At 40.6% G+C, this 18,255-nt stretch carries 10 protein-coding genes, 2 tRNA genes and 2 rRNA genes; 12 read left to right on the top strand and 2 right to left on the bottom strand.

Annotation, left to right across the window (positions count from 1 at the left end; genetic code table 11):
* Positions 1-20: 20 nt before the first annotated feature.
* Positions 21-1,448: a C69 family dipeptidase gene (locus tag HII32_RS00605; RefSeq protein ID WP_172187301.1), complete on the top strand. Its 1,428-nt coding sequence runs from the start codon at positions 21-23 to the stop codon at positions 1,446-1,448.
* 40 nt (positions 1,449-1,488) lie between these two features.
* Here HII32_RS00605 and HII32_RS00600 read toward each other — a convergent pair whose 3' ends face one another.
* A complete protein-coding gene (locus HII32_RS00600; protein ID WP_172187299.1) occupies positions 1,489-2,577 on the bottom strand; it encodes a MucBP domain-containing protein in 1,089 nt (362 codons plus the stop codon).
* 111 nt (positions 2,578-2,688) lie between these two features.
* Positions 2,689-4,941, bottom strand: coding sequence for an ATP-dependent Clp protease ATP-binding subunit (locus HII32_RS00595; protein WP_172187297.1), 2,253 nt, complete (start codon positions 4,939-4,941; stop codon positions 2,689-2,691).
* Positions 4,942-5,073: 132 nt separating this feature from the next.
* On the opposite strand from HII32_RS00595, the gene HII32_RS00590 reads away from it, so the two are divergent.
* The 11 genes from HII32_RS00590 (at position 5,074) to HII32_RS00540 (ending at position 18,199) form a co-directional block, all read left to right on the top strand.
* Entirely contained in the window at positions 5,074-5,262 is a 189-nt protein-coding gene (locus HII32_RS00590) for a hypothetical protein (RefSeq protein WP_172187295.1), read from the top strand.
* 147 nt (positions 5,263-5,409) lie between these two features.
* A complete protein-coding gene (locus HII32_RS00585) occupies positions 5,410-5,676 on the top strand; it encodes a phosphocarrier protein HPr (RefSeq protein WP_172187293.1) in 267 nt (88 codons plus the stop codon).
* Between the two features lie 2 nt (positions 5,677-5,678).
* Positions 5,679-7,403 (top strand): phosphoenolpyruvate--protein phosphotransferase, encoded by a 1,725-nt coding sequence (ptsP, locus tag HII32_RS00580; RefSeq protein ID WP_172187291.1) that lies wholly within the window; start codon positions 5,679-5,681, stop codon positions 7,401-7,403.
* 179 nt (positions 7,404-7,582) lie between these two features.
* A complete protein-coding gene (locus tag HII32_RS00575) occupies positions 7,583-8,773 on the top strand; it encodes a glycosyltransferase family 4 protein (protein ID WP_172187289.1) in 1,191 nt (396 codons plus the stop codon).
* A gap of 15 nt (positions 8,774-8,788) precedes the next feature.
* Positions 8,789-9,832 (top strand): glycosyltransferase family 4 protein, encoded by a 1,044-nt coding sequence (locus HII32_RS00570; protein ID WP_172187287.1) that lies wholly within the window; start codon positions 8,789-8,791, stop codon positions 9,830-9,832.
* Positions 9,816-10,838: a lysylphosphatidylglycerol synthase transmembrane domain-containing protein gene (locus HII32_RS00565; RefSeq protein WP_172187285.1), complete on the top strand. Its 1,023-nt coding sequence runs from the start codon at positions 9,816-9,818 to the stop codon at positions 10,836-10,838. The genes HII32_RS00570 and HII32_RS00565 overlap by 17 nt, the downstream gene beginning before the upstream one ends.
* A gap of 23 nt (positions 10,839-10,861) precedes the next feature.
* Positions 10,862-12,919 carry an LTA synthase family protein gene (locus tag HII32_RS00560; protein WP_172187283.1) on the top strand — a complete coding sequence of 686 codons (2,058 nt, stop codon included), beginning with the start codon at positions 10,862-10,864 and terminating at the stop codon, positions 12,917-12,919.
* Positions 12,920-13,277: 358 nt separating this feature from the next.
* Positions 13,278-14,852, top strand: a 16S ribosomal RNA gene (locus HII32_RS00555).
* 78 nt (positions 14,853-14,930) lie between these two features.
* Positions 14,931-15,004: transfer RNA gene (locus tag HII32_RS00550), tRNA-Ile, on the top strand.
* 29 nt (positions 15,005-15,033) lie between these two features.
* Positions 15,034-15,106, top strand: a tRNA-Ala gene (locus HII32_RS00545).
* A 175-nt stretch (positions 15,107-15,281) separates the two neighbouring features.
* A 23S ribosomal RNA gene (locus tag HII32_RS00540) occupies positions 15,282-18,199 on the top strand.
* Together the 16S and 23S rRNA genes with 2 tRNA genes alongside form the textbook arrangement of a ribosomal RNA operon.
* Positions 18,200-18,255 lie beyond the last annotated feature (56 nt).

Raw genomic sequence — 18,255 nt, 5'->3', positions numbered from 1 at the left:
TACTTGAAGGAAGTGGCTTTATGAATGAAAAACATTTAAGTGCATGTACTAGTGTTCTAGTTGGAAAAAAAGCGTCAATTGATGGCTCCACAATGATTGCTAGAAATGACGACACTTTTCTGCCGTTAACTCCACAACATTTCTTGATGCATCCAGCTGTAAAAGGACGTAAAGAAACCTGGAAATCTAACCAAAATGGTTTTGAAGCCCCAATGCCAGAAAATGGTTACCGTTATCAAGAAACCCCTAACGTTGATGTAGCTAAAGAAGGGGTTTACGCTGAAAGTGGTTTTAATGAAAAGAATGTCGGCATGAGTGCTACTGAAAGTGTTTATGGTAATGAACGGACATTAGCATATGATCCGCTGGTTAAAAACGGAGTCGCTGAAGATTCACTACAATCGATGGTATTACCATTTATCGATTCTGCTCGTGATGGGGTACGCTACTTAGGTGAGTTGATTAAAAAATACGGTTCACCAGAAGGTAACGGCGTTTTATTCAACGATAAAGATGAAGTTTGGTACATGGAGATTGTTACAGGACATCACTGGGTGGCACAACGGATCCCTGATGATGCTTATGCAATTACTGCTAATCAAATTGCTATTCAAGAAGTTGACTTTGATGACCCCGATAATTTTATGTATTCTGAGGGGATTCAAGAATTCGTTGAAAAGTATCATTTAAATACTGACCAGCATGGTTGGAACTTCCGTCATATTTTTGGGACAGACAACGAAAAAGACCGTTTTTATAACACCCCGCGCGTTTGGTTTGGTCAACGTTATTTAAATCCAGAAATTGATCAATCTCCTATTTCTTCCGATTTACCTTTTATTTGCCGAACCGAAAAGAAGATTAGTGTGGAAGATATTGAGTATATTTTAAGCTCTCATTATAACGAAACTAACTTTGATCCGTTGAGTTCCATGGATCATCCAGAAAAAACTCGCTTCCGACCAATTTCAATGAACCGAACTCAAAACTCGCACGTTCTACAAATTAGAAATGATGTTAGTGAAGATCGTGCAGCTATTATGTGGTTGAACTTTGGGGTACCGGCCTTTTCACCATACGTACCATTCTTTGCCAATGCCAATGATACGGATCCTACTTATGCTAATACACCACTTCATTGTGATGATACGAGTGCATATTGGATGTATCGTAAGTTATCGGTATTAGTGGAAGCACATTACCAACAATTCTCCCAATTAGATAAAGATTATTTAACCGCAGCTAAGGAAACTTTAAGAGCTCATGTCCAAAATTCTATTGATGATTCAGAAGGATTGAGTGGAGCGGAATTAACTGATTATTTAACTGAACAAAACTACACGATTGTAAAAGAAATGAGAATTACTACAGAACAGTTTATCCATCATTTATTTGAAGAAAGTTTAACGTTGTCTAAGTTGACTTATAATATGGATAAAAACTTATAAAAACAAATAAAAAGAGCAATCAGTTATATGATTGCTCTTTTTATTTAGCTGTAAAAGTTGCTGGAATATAATGATTATTATCCAGACGATACCAAATAACGTTTTGGTCGTCGACACATTTTTCGATAATATTTAAGGTGGTTCGGTTCGTTAAATAGCCAACAACCATACCATAAGGGGCATCGTAAACGGGAGTGGTAAGAGCTGGGCGACAATCAACCTTGCTAGTTAATCTGATTTTGGTACGATTTAGCTTCAGATCTGAAATCCAGTGATTAAAGCCCGGTTCCGTAATGCTGATTTTTTTATTTTTTAATAACCATTGGTCACCACCAATATTTAACCATAATTCATTATTATTAGTTTTAATCTCGGTAAATACTCGCAAAATTAATCCCTTAGGTAATTGATGTCGTAATGAATTACCATCGGGGTTATCATAAATGATTGCGTCAGCAGTTAATTTCACGTAGTAATCTACCGATTGAACAGTCCGCCACTCGGTTTTACGATAATAATAAATTACTTGTTGCGTTTGAGTGGTTAAAAGGCCTCTTTGATTACCAATACTTTGAAGAATTCGATAGTCAGCGATATCCGGTGGGGTAATTTGATATTCTTCATTGATCATGCCAGTAATTAAACTCATGGGATGAAGGGTATTGGTTGTATCGTAATCTAAGTAGTAAATTTGAACGGGGGAACCGGTAAGGCGTTCGTAGTGAATGGTTACTGATTCATTTGACTGCGGAAAGGTGGAAAACAGTTGGTCAACACCGGTAAAATAGTAATTGTCGATTTCAGGAACTGAATAATTAACGGCAGTGCCAACGACACCTACCAACCAATCGGGAGTTCGAATAGGTTGATCATGTTCATCTAAGAAAAAATAAGTAATCGTGGTTTTGGGAATATTTAATTCAACTGAAGTATTAGTAACAGTAAGTGCCAATTCCTGATCAGAACTCGGGCGTTTAGATGTCAAGCTATCTGATTTATGCTGAGTTAATGATTTATCATGGTTCAACGATTGATTAGTTGACTGGTCGGTTGCTGGTTGTTTAGTTGATTGCGTGGGAGTCTTTGCTGCTTTCTTAAACCGGTCAGTAATCCAACTAATGAGCCCCATTGTGATTCCACCCTTCAAAATAGAAAGTTATTAGAATAATTGTAACATAAGCACTATCAAGCGCTATCATTTTTTAAACAAAAAAAGCCGGTATTTAACCGACTTTTTTGCTTAGTTATTTTTAGTATTTTCTGTTTGTTCCTTAACTTCTAAATCTACAGCAGAAATTACAATTTGGCCCTCATCATTGACATCTGCTTTTAGATTAGCGGCACTTTCGTGATCCAAGTAGTAATCAGCGATATTATCTTCGATTTCTTCTTGAATAACGCGACGAAGTGGGCGAGCTCCCATAGCTGGGTTATAACCTAACTCAACTAATTTATCTTTAGCAGCATCAGTTACGTTAATCGTTAAACCTTGCTTGGCCAACATAGCGTTAACATCATCGATCATCAGAGAAACAATCTTGCCTAAATCATTTTGCGTAAGTGGGTTAAACTCAACCACATCATCAAATCGATTTAATAGTTCTGGTTTAAAATACTTACCTAACTTATCAATGACTGAATGAGTCTTACCAGCAGCGGCAGCGCCAAAACCAACACTAGCCTCTACGTCACCACCGGAACCGGCATTACTAGTCATAATAATGATAGTATCCTTAAATGAAACAGTTCTACCTTGACTATCCGTTAAACGACCATCATCTAGGATTTGTAAGAACATGTGCAAAACATCTGGGTGAGCTTTTTCAACTTCGTCTAATAAAATTAGACTATATGGATGACGACGAACTTGTTCAGTTAATTGACCAGCTTCATCATAACCAACATATCCAGGAGGGGAACCGATTAATTTAGCCACTGAGTGTGGTTCCATATATTCAGACATGTCAAACCGAATCATAGCGTCTTTGGAACCAAACAACTCACTAGCCAATTGCTTGGCCAACTCAGTCTTACCAACCCCGGTAGGACCAACAAATAGAAATGAGCCAATTGGTCGACCGGTACCGTTGAAGCCGATTCGGTTTCTACGAATGGCACGAGCAACTTTTTCTACGGCTTGATTTTGACCAATTACGTTACTCTTTAAGTTAGCAGCTAAATTCTTTAATTGTTGTTGTTCTTGAGCCTGAAGTTCACCAACTGGAATTTCGGTCTTTTCTTCAACAATTTTTTCCATGTCTTTAGCAGTAACTTTGGGTTCCTTTTCAGCGTCGACATCGCCAGCTTGCTTACTATTTTCTAATTTAGTCACTTGATCACGATAATAAGCAGCTTTTTCGTAGTCTTCTTGCTTTAAGGCAGCTTGTTTTTGATCTTGAGCTTCCTTTATTTTATTATCGATGGTTTTAGGATCTATCACGTTGATGGTTAAATTCTTTTTAGAACCAGCTTCATCTAACAAGTCAATGGCTTTGTCAGGCAAGAACCGTTCTTGAATATAACGATCTGATAATTTAACTGCAGCTTCGATGGCACCTTTAGTGTATTTAACGTGATGATAATCTTCATATCGTTTTTGAATACCTTCTAGAATCTTAATTGATTCCTTGACGGTAGGTTCCTCAACGGTAATTGGTTGTAGTCGGCGGGCAAGGGCAGAATCTTTTTCAATATCACGGTATTCTTTTAAAGTAGTTGCCCCAATTAATTGAAATTCACCACGAGCTAAGGCCGGTTTTAAGACGTTACCAGCATCCATGCCACCTTCAGCATTACCAGCACCAACAATTTCATGAATTTCATCGATAAATAAAATGATGTCTGGATTAGCTTGAACTTCTTTGATGAGTTGTTGCATTCGTTGTTCGAATTGACCACGAATACCAGTTCCTTGAACTAAAGAAACCACATCTAGGCGAATGATTTGTTTCTCTTGTAGTTTTTGCGGAACTTGACCAGCCACGATTTGTTGAGCCAAACCTTCAACTACGGCTGTTTTACCAACCCCGGCCTCACCGATAAGAACTGGATTATTTTTAGTTCTACGGTTTAAAATTTCAATAACGCGCTTAATTTCTTTGTCACGTCCGATAACGGGATCAATTTTACCGTCTTTAGCCATTTTGGTCATATTAATACCAAATTGACTAAGAATGGATTGACCATTTTGGCCACCACCGTTGTTGGCGCCGTTACCATTTCGTGGTCCTTGAGGTTGAGTGGGTGGAACTTGACCTTGAAAATTAGGTTGACCATTACCATTTTGAATAGCACGGAAAAAGTCATCCAAGTTACCAAAACCAAATGGGTCTTGAGCCATATTAGTAGCACCTCCATTATTAGGATTGTTTTTTTGTTGTTCTGTCAGGAGTTGATAGCAATTTTGGCAAAGATTAATTGTTTGTTTTTTGCCATTAACGTTAGTATACAAATGAATGGTTGCTTCATTTTGTTGGCAATTTTGGCATAGCATTAACTGCCTTCCTCCTCTTATTATGATATAAAAGTCTTAGAAAAAAGACTGACCTTCTTTGACCTTTGATGATATTATACAACCTTAGCGTAAGGAATCAAGTAAAACGATTATTTTTTAAAGGAGAAAAAGATGACCAAAAATTATCAAGAATTATTAGAACAGTTAGTGAATAAGGAAATCGAAAGTTTTCAGATTAATCCAGCAGAATTTATGGATTTTCAAGCAATTTATATGAAATTTGAATCCCGTAAACGAATTACCGGAGAAGCAGATGTTAATGGGGTCATTACATATAAATACGAAAATGGGGCTAATTAATCATGCTGATTGAATGAAAGCGGTTAAGGTATTGCTTGTGTTTTAAGCAATAAATTGATATTCTTAAGACTGTAAGAAAGAATTTTAAAGTATTTTCTTTAGGACTTCTTTCGCTAACTTTTATACACCAGAGGAGATTGATTCGATATGGAAAAACGCGATTTTAAAATTATTGCTGAAACTGGTATTCACGCCCGCCCAGCAACATTATTAGTACAAACTGCAAGTAAATTTAACGCAGATATTACCTTGGAATACCAAGACAAGTCAGTTAACTTGAAATCAATCATGGGCGTAATGTCACTTGGCGTTGGTCAAAACGCTGAAGTTACTATTACTGCTGATGGTTCAGATGAAAAAGAAGCAATTGAAGCAATTGCTGAAACTATGCAAAAAGAAGGTTTATCAGAATAGTCATGAGAGAGATAAAGGGAATTGCCGCTAGTGATGGTGTGGCAATTGCACCTGCTTTTCGACTAATCGAACCAGATCTTAGCTTCGAGACCAAAACAGTAACTGATGTTGATGGCGAACTTAACCGACTTCATACTGCATTTGATGATTCTAAGTCTGAGTTAGAAATCATTAAACAAAAGGCCAAGGAGAATTTAGGGGACGATGAGGCGGAAGTATTTGAGGCGCACATTACCATTCTGTCAGATCCAGAAATGATCAAACAAATCGAAACCGAGATTACAGAAAAATCTGAGAACGCTGAAGCCGCTTTAAAGTCAGTAACTGATGGCTATATTCAGATTTTTCAAGGAATGGACGATAACGAGTATATGCAACAACGGGCGACCGATGTTGCTGATATTACTAAACGGGTTATGTCACATTTACTTGGAGTAGTATTACCAGATCCAGCATTGATTAACCGCGAAGTGGTTATCGTTGCTCATGATTTGACTCCAAGTGATACCGCTCAATTTGACCGTAAGTATGTTAAAGGAATTGTGTCTGATTTAGGTGGGAGAACTTCTCATTCGGCAATTATGTCACGTACCTTAGAAATTCCAGCAGTAGTTGGAACGGAAACGGCAACTGAGTTAATTGCTGAAGACACCAACGTTATCGTTAGTGGTTTAACTGGCGAGGTTATTATTGACCCGACTGAAGATCAAATTAATGATTTTTCTACCAAGCAAGCTGAATATTTACAAAATAAGGCTGAATGGAAGAAACTAAAAACTGAACCAACAACTTCAGCCGATGGTGTTCATCCTATTTTAGCAGCCAATATCGGTACTCCTAAAGACTTACCGGGAGTTTTAGAAAATGGTGCTGAAGGGGTTGGCCTCTATCGAACAGAGTTCTTGTACATGGATTCTACTGAATTGCCTTCAGAAGATGATCAATTTGAAGCTTACCGTGAAGTGGTTGAGGGGATGCAAGGTAAACCAGTTGTGATTCGTACGATGGATATTGGTGGAGATAAGGAATTACCTTACTTACCATTACCAGAGGAAATGAATCCGTTTTTGGGATATCGAGCTATTCGTATCAGCTTAGACCAAACAGAAATCTTTAGAACCCAATTACGGGCTTTGCTAAGAGCTTCTAATTATGGTCAATTGTGGATTATGTTTCCAATGATTGCTACGTTGGATGAATTTAGACGGGCTAAATCCGTTTATTCAGAAGAACGTGAAAAGATGATTAAAGCTGGTCAACCAGTGGGGGATATCAAACTAGGTATCATGATTGAAATCCCTGCTTCAGCTGTCTTAGCAGATAAGTTCGCTAAGGAAGTCGACTTTATGAGTATTGGAACTAATGATTTGATTCAATATTCAATGGCGGCTGACCGTGGTAATGAACGAGTATCATATCTTTACCAACCATATAACCCGGCAATATTACGTTTAGTTAAACGAGTAGTGGATACTTGTCATGCCGAAGGTAAAATTGCTTGCATGTGTGGTGAAATGGCCGGTGATCAGATTGCAGTGCCAATTCTATTGGGAATGGGACTTGATGAATTTTCAATGAGTGCAACTTCTATTCTAAAGACTCGATCATTAATTAAACGATTGAGTGCAGAAAAGATGCAATCACTTGCTCAACGAGCTGTAACTGAAGCCGACACCAATGAAGAAGTTAAAGAAATGGTTGAAGAAACACTTAAAGAGTTAAATTAGGCACTTTAAGTGGGTTTTTGATGATTCTTAAAAGAAAAGAGACGGATATCGAGTGGATATCCGTCTCTTTTCTTTTTATTTAAGGTAAGGTTAAGGTGTTTGCAATAGGTTTTTTAAACCAATATAATGACAATGATTATCTATAGTTAAATAAATAACAGATAAAGGAGGCGACTTAATTGAATATCGGTCTATTTACAGATACATATTTTCCACAAGTTAGTGGGGTTGCCACTTCAATTAAAACATTGAAAAACGAGCTAACTAGACAAGGACATCAAGTTTATATTTTTACCACCACGGATCCACATGTAGATAAGGACGCTTATGAGGAAAACATTTTTCGTTTTTCCAGTATTCCGTTTGTGTCATTTACCGATCGGCGAATTGCGTTTCGAGGACTTTTTCAAGCTTATGAAATTGCTAAAGAATTGAACTTAGATGTTGTTCATACTCAGACCGAGTTTTCGATGGGCATGATTGGTAAATTTGTGGCCCGTAATTTAGAAATCCCATGTGTTCATACCTATCACACTATGTACGAGGATTATTTGCACTATGTTGCTAACGGTAAGTTAATTAAACCGGTTCATGTTAAAGAAGGGACTTTAGCTTTTTGTCATCATTTATCGGGAGTAGTGGCTCCAAGTGACCGGGTCTTGGATACTTTAACTAATTATGGTGTTAAAGCCGAGATGAGAATTATTCCTACTGGCATTAATGTGGATATGTTCGCGGATAAAATAGGTATTGATATCCGGGCTAAATATAATTTAAGTCCTGATACACCCATCATTTTATCGGTGAGTCGAATTGCTTACGAAAAAAACATTACCGCAGTTATTACTGAACTACCTAATATTTTAAAGCAGGTACCAAATGCCGTCTTTATGATTGTAGGTGACGGTCCCGCAATCGATGACTTAAAGCAACAAGTCAAAGATGAAAAGATGACCGATCACGTGATTTTTACTGGTGAAATTAATAATGATAACGTGAATGCATATTATCAAGCAGCCGAGGTTTTCGTTTCTGCTTCAGAATCTGAATCGCAAGGCCTAACTTATATCGAAGCGATGGCTGCAGGGTTACCAGTGGTGGTTAAGTCCAGTGCTTACACTGATGATTTAATTAATGCTAAATCACTCGGGCAGACTTATGATAAATTATCAGATTTTGACGATGATGTAGCTCATTATTTAAAACACCCAGTAGATAAAAATAATCCAGAAGTAAAGCAAACTCTTAAAAGTAAAATTGATGCTATTTCAGCTAAAACGTTTGCCAGTCGAGTGCTTAATTTTTACCGCGATTTACAAATTAGTCAAGAACTAGTGGTTGAAAAATCCATTGATACCACTAAAGACTAGAAACGGAGTGTCTAGATGTTAAAAATCAATATGTTTTCTACCGCAGATAAGGTTAAAGGCCAAGGGGTAGGGAGCGCTTATGTAGAACTGATTAATATGTTGCAGAAATATTTTAGTGATCAGTTCTCAGTTTCAATTAATAAATATGGGTCCAGAGCAGATATTACCCATTACCATACCATTAACCCAAGCTTCTTTCTGTCTACCTATGCTCCTGGACGAGGCCGAAAAGTTGGCTATGTCCATTTTTTGCCTGAAACACTTGATGATAGTTTAAAAATTCCACAACCATTTAAAGGGATTTTTTATAAGTATGTAATTGCGTTTTACAAACGAATGGACCACATTGTAGTGGTTAATCCCACTTTTATTCCTAAATTGGTAGCATATGGAATTGCAGAAGACAAAATAACCTATATTCCTAACTTTGTTAATCCTAAAGAATTTTATCCGGTCGATCAACAGGATAAAGTTACATTAAGAAAGCAATATGGCTTAGATGTAAATCGATTTACGGTATTTGGTAGTGGTCAAATTCAGACGCGTAAAGGGGTCTTAGACTTTATTAAGTTAGCTCAGCAAAATCCCACTGTCCAATTTGTGTGGGCTGGTGGTTTCTCATTTGGTAAGCTTACGTCAGGTTATGATGAACTAGAAAAAGTAGTGAAAAATCCACCTGCAAACTTGTTATTTCCGGGCATTGTACCGCGAGAAAAAATCGTTGACTACTATAATATGGCCGATTTGTTTTTACTACCGTCATATAATGAATTATTTCCAATGTCTGTTTTAGAGGCTTTTTCTACGCATACTCCCGTAATGTTACGTGATTTGGACCTTTATAAGGCTATTATCAGTGGCTATTATGTACCAACCCAAAACGAAGAAGATATGAATGACCAATTGCATCGCTTAATTAATGATCCTGAGGCACTGCGGGACCTTCAACGACGCTCGGCGACAGCAGCTGAACGTTATTCGGAATCTCATTTAGCGCAAGTATGGCACGATTTTTACTTGCAACAGGCGGGAGAAAAAGGACATGTCAAAAAGCAATAAAATTACATTAGTAATAATGGTGCTGATTGGAATTGTTATTTTCGGCTTTTCACTCAAAGACGTTAATATTTCATTACTTATCCATGATCTGAATAATATTAATCTTTGGTGGTTGGGAGTGGCATTTTTGTGCATTTGCCTCTACCTGCTAATTGAAACGTTCATCACGAAAATATTAGTATCTAGTAGCGTTAAAAATTTTACGTTTAAAGACGCACTGCGAGTACCTTTAGTGGAACAGCTTTTTAATGGTATTACCCCATTTTCATCTGGGGGGCAACCAGGACAATTATTTGTAATGATGCAAACTGGTGTTGATGCAGGGCGAGCTAGTTCGGTTCTCTTGATGAAGTTTGTAGTGTATCAAGGGATGATCGTTGTGAATTTTTTTCTTAGCTTGATGATTGGATTTCGGTTTGTTGCCGAAAAACTACATTATCTGGCTTTGTTCGTTTTATTTGGATTTTGTATTCACTTCGGGGTTATTTTAGCGCTTCTTTTAGTTATGTATAGTCCACGTTTTACTAAACGTTTGACTTATTTCGTTACTTATCCAGTAAAATGGTTTAATCAAGAAAAATTCGATAAACTACAAAATAATCTATCACAGAAGATAGATAACCTATATTTGGAAAGTATTCGAATTGGGCGTCAATGGAAGTTATTACTTAAAGTAATAGTATTAACTTTTTTACAATTGAGCGTTTATTACCTGATTCCATACTTTATCATGCTATCATTGGGCTACATGAACGCCAATGTTTTAATGGTTACTAGTTTACACATTATGATTGTCATGATTATTTCGCTTTTTCCAATTCCTGGTGGATCTGGTGGAGCGGAATTTAGTTTTGAAGCGTTGTTTCATAGCTACATTACCAGTGATACTAAGCTAGTCTTAGCAATGTTATTGTGGCGTTTAATTACCTACTATTTTGGAATGATTGTGGGAGCGCTAGCCTTATTAATTAAACCAGATAAGGTTAGTGATCCGGACCAGCATTAGAAAATGGTTTTGGAGGAACCGGAATGTCAGAAAAAAAGAAACATTTAAACTTTTTGAATACTACTTGGGGCTTTTATGGACTAGTAGTGTTTCTGTTTTGCGTTACATCGTATTGGGCCTATCAAGAAGAGTTTACCTTGGGAGCTAAGGGTTCTTTTCAACAATTTATTCTACTAATTAACGCTATTCCGGCAGGCCTATTAATGTTTGGAATAGCACTGTACTTCAACGGTAGATTGAAATACTGGTTACTGATGATCATTGATTTTATTGAAAGTACTTGGATCTTTGCTAATATTTTGTACTATCGGGAATTTTCGGACTTCTTATCACTAGGAATTATTAAGAGTGGTGGTAACGTTCAAAATAACTTAGGTAAAAGTATGATGGAAATTTTGCGACCCACTGATTTCTTAGCTTATTTGGCGTTTGTGGTATTGGTGATTTTGCTGCTTACAAGGGTGATCAAGGTGGATCATCGACCATTTAAGAAATGGAAGGCTTTTTCCGTTACGGTAATTTCATTTGTCCTAATGGGCGGTGAGTATGCTTTGGCAAGTACGGATCGTTCCGGATTGCTTACCCGTTCGTTTGATAACAACTATATTGTTAAGTATTTGGGGTTAAACGAGTATGCAGCGTTCAATATTTATCAAACGCAAAAGGAGTCCGCTACCCGTTCCAATGCCAAGGCTAGTGATATTGATAGTGTTTTACGTTATGTCAAAAGTCATCGAGCAGCTCCCAATGCTGAATACTTTGGCCAGGCCAAAGGTAAGAACGTCTTTGTTATTCATTTAGAGAGTTTCCAACAATTTTTAGTAGATTATAAGGTGGATGGTAAGGAAGTTACGCCAACTATTAACAAGTTTTACCATAATCAAAACACCGTTGGCTTTGATAACTTCTATAATCAAGTAGCTCAAGGAAAAACGTCGGATGCAGAAATAATGTTAGAGAACTCTTTATTTGGTTTGCCACAAGGATCCGCTATGGTAACCTATGGGGCTTCTAACACTTTCCAAGCAGCTCCCGCTATTTTGGATCAAAAAGGGTATACAACGGCAGCTTTTCACGGGGATGTTCCTAGTTTTTGGAACCGCGACAGTACCTATAAGTCATGGGGCTATCAATATTTCTTTAGTTCGGAATACTATAAGACCAAGCCAAACTACTCAGTTGGTTATGGTTTGAAAGACAAGATCTTCTTTAAAGACTCTGCTAATTACTTGCAACAGTTACCACAACCGTTCTATGCTAAATTAATTACTTTAACCAATCATTATCCATATGAACTGGATAAAGCTAATATTGATTTTCCAGCTACTAAGACCGGGGATAAGACCGTGGATCCATATGTTCAAACGGCTCACTATTTGGATCAAGCTTTTGCTGAGTTCTTAGATTACTTGGAAAAGACTGGTTTAATGAAGAATAGTATGATTGTTGTTTACGGGGACCATTACGGGATTTCTAACAACCATCGACCAGCCATTGCACAACTATTGCATAAAAAAACCGTTACTAGTTATGATTTAGCTAAATTCCAAAAAGTACCATTTATGGTATATTCTCAAGGCTTAAAGGGTGGTATTAATCATACCTATGGTGGTGAAATTGATGTTTTACCTACTATATTGCATCTATTAGGTGATAAGAATAATAATACGGTTCAATTTGGGACGGACTTATTGTCTAAGAAGCGTGATCAAAACGTGGCCTTTAGAAACGGTGACTTCGTGACACCGACCTATACAAAAGTGGGAAATACGGTTTATCTAACCAAAACCGGTGAGAAAATCAATCCTACTAGTAAACAACGGCAACAAATTGATAAAATTCAAAATGGTGTGACGACTCAATTGTCATTATCTGATAGAGTTATTTATGGTGATTTACTCAGATTCTATACTCCAAAAGGATTTAAAAAGGTAAATACCAAAGATTTTACCTATAAATACAGCACGGCTTTAGATAATTTGAAAAAAGTTCAAACAACTAAGCCAACCAGTATAGAAGCCAAAAACGGCGGTAAATCAACGATGGACGAGTATAGTACGAATGCACCAGAATTAAAATAATGGTTTAAAAAGGATAAGTTATAAACTTATCCTTTTTTTGTACTTGACGAATTGTCTGAAATTTTGTAATATTATATTCGTTGCTTCAGTAGAACAGCAAACAAAGACAAGAAACAATAAATTGATAATTAATAAAATTTATTGTTGACATTCACTTGTCACTGTGATATATTTAAATAGTTGTCAAAAGGCGTTGCAAAGCGTTTGAGACAACAAGGTAGACCTTTGAAAACTGAACAAAATTTCGATTAAACAAATGTGCTGGGCGTCTTGATTTTAAATCAAGACCAAAACATTTGCGAAGTCAATTCGCTAGTAAATGAATCAAAAAATAATGAGCTTACAAACAGCTCAGTTTAAAACTGAGAGTTTGATCCTGGCTCAGGACGAACGCTGGCGGCGTGCCTAATACATGCAAGTCGAACGCGTCTTGGTGAATGATTGGCGGTGCTTGCACCAAAGAGATTTCACATTGAGACGAGTGGCGAACTGGTGAGTAACACGTGGGTAACCTGCCCATAAGCAGGGGATAACACTTGGAAACAGGTGCTAATACCGTATAACAACTCAAACCGCATGGTTTGAGTTTGAAAGATGGTTTCGGCTATCACTTATGGATGGACCCGCGGCGTATTAGCTAGTTGGTGAGGTAACGGCTCACCAAGGCAATGATACGTAGCCGACCTGAGAGGGTAATCGGCCACATTGGGACTGAGACACGGCCCAAACTCCTACGGGAGGCAGCAGTAGGGAATCTTCCACAATGGACGAAAGTCTGATGGAGCAACGCCGCGTGAGTGAAGAAGGGTTTCGGCTCGTAAAACTCTGTTGTTGAAGAAGAACGTGGGTGAGAGTAACTATTCATCCAGTGACGGTATTCAACCAGAAAGCCACGGCTAACTACGTGCCAGCAGCCGCGGTAATACGTAGGTGGCAAGCGTTGTCCGGATTTATTGGGCGTAAAGAGAGCGCAGGCGGTTTCTTAAGTCTGATGTGAAAGCCTTCGGCTTAACCGGAGAAGAGCATCGGAAACTGGGGGACTTGAGTGCAGAAAAGGACAGTGGAACTCCATGTGTAGCGGTGAAATGCGTAGATATATGGAAGAACACCAGTGGCGAAGGCGGCTGTCTGGTCTGTAACTGACGCTGAGGCTCGAAAGCATGGGTAGCGAACAGGATTAGATACCCTGGTAGTCCATGCCGTAAACGATGAGTGCTAGGTGTTGGAGGGTTTCCGCCCTTCAGTGCCGCAGCTAACGCATTAAGCACTCCGCCTGGGGAGTACGACCGCAAGGTTGAAACTCAAAGGAATTGACGGGGGCCCGCACAAGCGGTGGAGCATGTGGTTTAATTCGATGCAACGCGAAGAACCTTACCAGGTCTTGACATCTTCTGCCAATCTTAGAGATAAGACGTTCCCTTCGGGGACAGAATGACAGGTGGTGCATGGCTGTCGTCAGCTCGTGTCGTGAGATGTTGGGTTAAGTCCCGCAACGAGCGCAACCCTTATTGTTAGTTGCCAGCATTTAGTTGGGCACTCTAGCAAGACTGCCGGTGACAAACCGGAGGAAGGTGGGGATGACGTCAAGTCCTCATGCCCCTTATGACCTGGGCTACACACGTGCTACAATGGACGGTACAACGAGTCGCGAAACCGCGAGGTCAAGCTAATCTCTTAAAGCCGTTCTCAGTTCGGATTGCAGGCTGCAACTCGCCTGCATGAAGTCGGAATCGCTAGTAATCGTGGATCAGCATGCCACGGTGAATACGTTCCCGGGCCTTGTACACACCGCCCGTCACACCATGAGAGTTTGTAACACCCAAAGCCGGTGGGGTAACCTTTTAGGAGCCAGCCGTCTAAGGTGGGACAGATGATTAGGGTGAAGTCGTAACAAGGTAGCCGTAGGAGAACCTGCGGCTGGATCACCTCCTTTCTAAGGAATAAAGGAAGCCAGCACATTAATCGAAGTTTTGTTTAGTTTTGAGAGGTCTACCTCTGATAATACGTTTTTGGGCGTATAGCTCAGCTGGTTAGAGCGCACGCCTGATAAGCGTGAGGTCGATGGTTCGAGTCCATTTATGCCCATCCACCGGCCGAAAGACCGGCATGATTTTGGGGAATTAGCTCAGATGGGAGAGCACCTGCTTTGCAAGCAGGGGGTCAGCGGTTCGATCCCGCTATTCTCCATTAACACGAAAGTGTTAATAGTAACTTGGTTCTTTGAAAACTAGATAATATTAATTTCTGTAGTGAATTATATTTTAAATATAATTTCAACCGAGAACACCGCGTATTAAATTGAGTTTTTTAAAAGAAGTATCGCAATACTCAATAACTTTAACGCAGCACGAAAGTGCTGTGAGGTTAAGTTATCAAGGGCGCATGGTGGATGCCTTGGCACTAGGAGCCGATGAAGGACGGGACTAACACCGATATGCTTCGGGGAGCTGTACGTAAGCTTTGATCCGGAGATTTCCGAATGGGGAAACCCAGCAATCTTAGTCGATTGTTACTTTTCAGTGAATACATAGCTGATTAGAGGTAGACGTGGGGAACTGAAACATCTCAGTACCCACAGGAAGAGAAAGAAAATTCGATTCCCTCAGTAGCGGCGAGCGAACGGGGAACAGCCCAAACCAACGAGCTTGCTTGTTGGGGTTGTAGGACTGAACATTTGAGTTACCAAAGATATTGATAATTGAATGATCTGGGAAGGTCAGCGAGACAGGGTGATAGCCCCGTAGATGAAATCGATATCTCTCAGTTCAGGATCCTGAGTACGGCGGAACACGTGAAACTCCGTCGGAATCCGGGAGGACCATCTCCCAAGGCTAAATACTCCCTAGTGACCGATAGTGAACCAGTACCGTGAGGGAAAGGTGAAAAGCACCCCGGGAGGGGAGTGAAACAGTTCCTGAAACCATGTGCCTACAAGCAGTTAGAGCCCATTAACGGGTGATAGCGTGCCTTTTGTAGAATGAACCGGCGAGTTACGGTTGCATGCAAGGTTAAGGTGAAAAGCCGGAGCCGTAGCGAAAGCGAGTCTGAAATGGGCGTTTAAGTATGTAGCTGTAGACCCGAAACCAGGTGATCTACCCATGTCCAGGTTGAAGGTGCGGTAAAACGCACTGGAGGACCGAACCCGTGTACGTTGAAAAGTGCTGGGATGAGGTGTGGGTAGCGGTGAAATTCCAAACGAACTTGGAGATAGCTGGTTCTCTCCGAAATAGCTTTAGGGCTAGCCTCGGAATTAGAATCATGGAGGTAGAGCCACTGTTTGGACAAGGGGCCCGTCATGGGTTACTAAGTTCAGATAAACTCCGAATACCATTGATTTATGTCCGGGAGTCAGACGGTGAGTGATAAGATCCATCGTCGAAAGGGGAACAGCCCAGACCACCAATTAAGGTCCCTAAATATATGCTAAGTGGAAAAGGAAGTGGAGTTGCATAGACAACTAGGATGTTGGCTCAGAAGCAGCCACCATTTAAAGAGTGCGTAATAGCTCACTAGTCGAGTGATTCTGCGCCGAAAATTTACCGGGGCTAAGCATATTACCGAGATTGTGGACTTGACCTATGGTCAAGTGATAGGAGAGCGTTCTAAGGGCGAAGAAGTCAGACCGTAAGGACTGGTGGAGCGCTTAGAAGTGAGAATGCCGGTATGAGTAGCGAAAGATCAGTGAGAATCTGATCCACCGAATGACTAAGGTTTCCTGGGGAAGGCTCGTCCTCCCAGGGTTAGTCGGGACCTAAGCCGAGGCCGAGAGGCGTAGGCGATGGATAACAGGTTGAGATTCCTGTACTAGTAGTTGATGTTTGAGTGATGGAGGGACGCAGGAGGCTAAGTTGTGCGCACGATTGGAAATGTGCGTTCAAGCTATAAGTCAGTAAGGGAGTGAAAGGCTTACTTACGTGTTGACAAGTAGTGATGAGGACCGAAATTTAGTAGGGAAGCGACTGACGTCACACTGCCGAGAAAAGCTTCTAGCGAATTAACTACTACCCGTACCGCAAACCGACACAGGTAGTCGAGGAGAGAATCCTAAGGTGAGCGAGTGAACTCTCGTTAAGGAACTCGGCAAAATGACCCCGTAACTTCGGGAGAAGGGGTGCTGATCGCAAGATCAGCCGCAGTGAAAAGGCCCAGGCGACTGTTTATCAAAAACACAGGTTTCTGCAAAATCGTAAGATGACGTATAGGGGCTGACGCCTGCCCGGTGCTGGAAGGTTAAGTGGATGAGTTAGCTTCGGCGAAGCCCAGAAATGAAGCCCCAGTAAACGGCGGCCGTAACTATAACGGTCCTAAGGTAGCGAAATTCCTTGTCGGGTAAGTTCCGACCCGCACGAAAGGCGTAACGATCTGGGCACTGTCTCAACGAGAGACTCGGTGAAATTAAGATACCTGTGAAGAAGCAGGTTACCCGCGACAGGACGGAAAGACCCCATGGAGCTTTACTGTAGCTTGATATTGGGTGTTGGCATAGCTTGTACAGAATAGGTCGGAGCCGTAGAAACCGGAACGCTAGTTTCGGTGGAGGCGTTAGTGGGATACGACCCTCGCTGTGTGAACACTCTAACCCGCGCCACTAAGCGTGGCGGGAGACAGTGTCAGGTGGGCAGTTTGACTGGGGCGGTCGCCTCCCAAATAATAACGGAGGCGCCCAAAGGTTCCCTCAGAATGGTTGGAAATCATTCGTAGAGTGTAAAGGCAGAAGGGAGCTTGACTGCGAGACAGACAGGTCGAGCAGGGACGAAAGTCGGGCTTAGTGATCCGGTGGTACCGTATGGAAGGGCCATCGCTCAACGGATAAAAGCTACCCTGGGGATAACAGGCTTATCTCCCCCAAGAGTCCACATCGACGGGGAGGTTTGGCACCTCGATGTCGGCTCATCGCATCCTGGGGCTGTAGTCGGTCCCAAGGGTTGGGCTGTTCGCCCATTAAAGCGGTACGCGAGCTGGGTTCAGAACGTCGTGAGACAGTTCGGTCCCTATCCGTCGCGGGCGCAGGAAATTTGAGAGGAGCTGTCCTTAGTACGAGAGGACCGGGATGGACATACCGCTGGTGTACCAGTTGTGCCGCCAGGCGCATCGCTGGGTAGCTATGTATGGATGAGATAAATGCTGAAAGCATCTAAGTATGAAACTCGCCTCAAGATGAGATTTCCCATTCCTATATGGAAGTAAGACCCCTGAAAGATGATCAGGTAGATAGGTTGGAAGTGGAAGCACAGTGATGTGTGGAGCGGACCAATACTAATCGGTCGAGGACTTAACCAAGTAGAAAATGGTGTTCAAAGATACAGAAATTAATATTAGCTAGTTTTGAGAGAACG

The sequence above is a fragment of the Lentilactobacillus kribbianus genome, from assembly GCF_013184075.1.
Lineage (GTDB): Bacteria > Bacillota > Bacilli > Lactobacillales > Lactobacillaceae > Lentilactobacillus > Lentilactobacillus kribbianus.
This window is presented reverse-complemented; position numbering and strand designations above follow the sequence as displayed.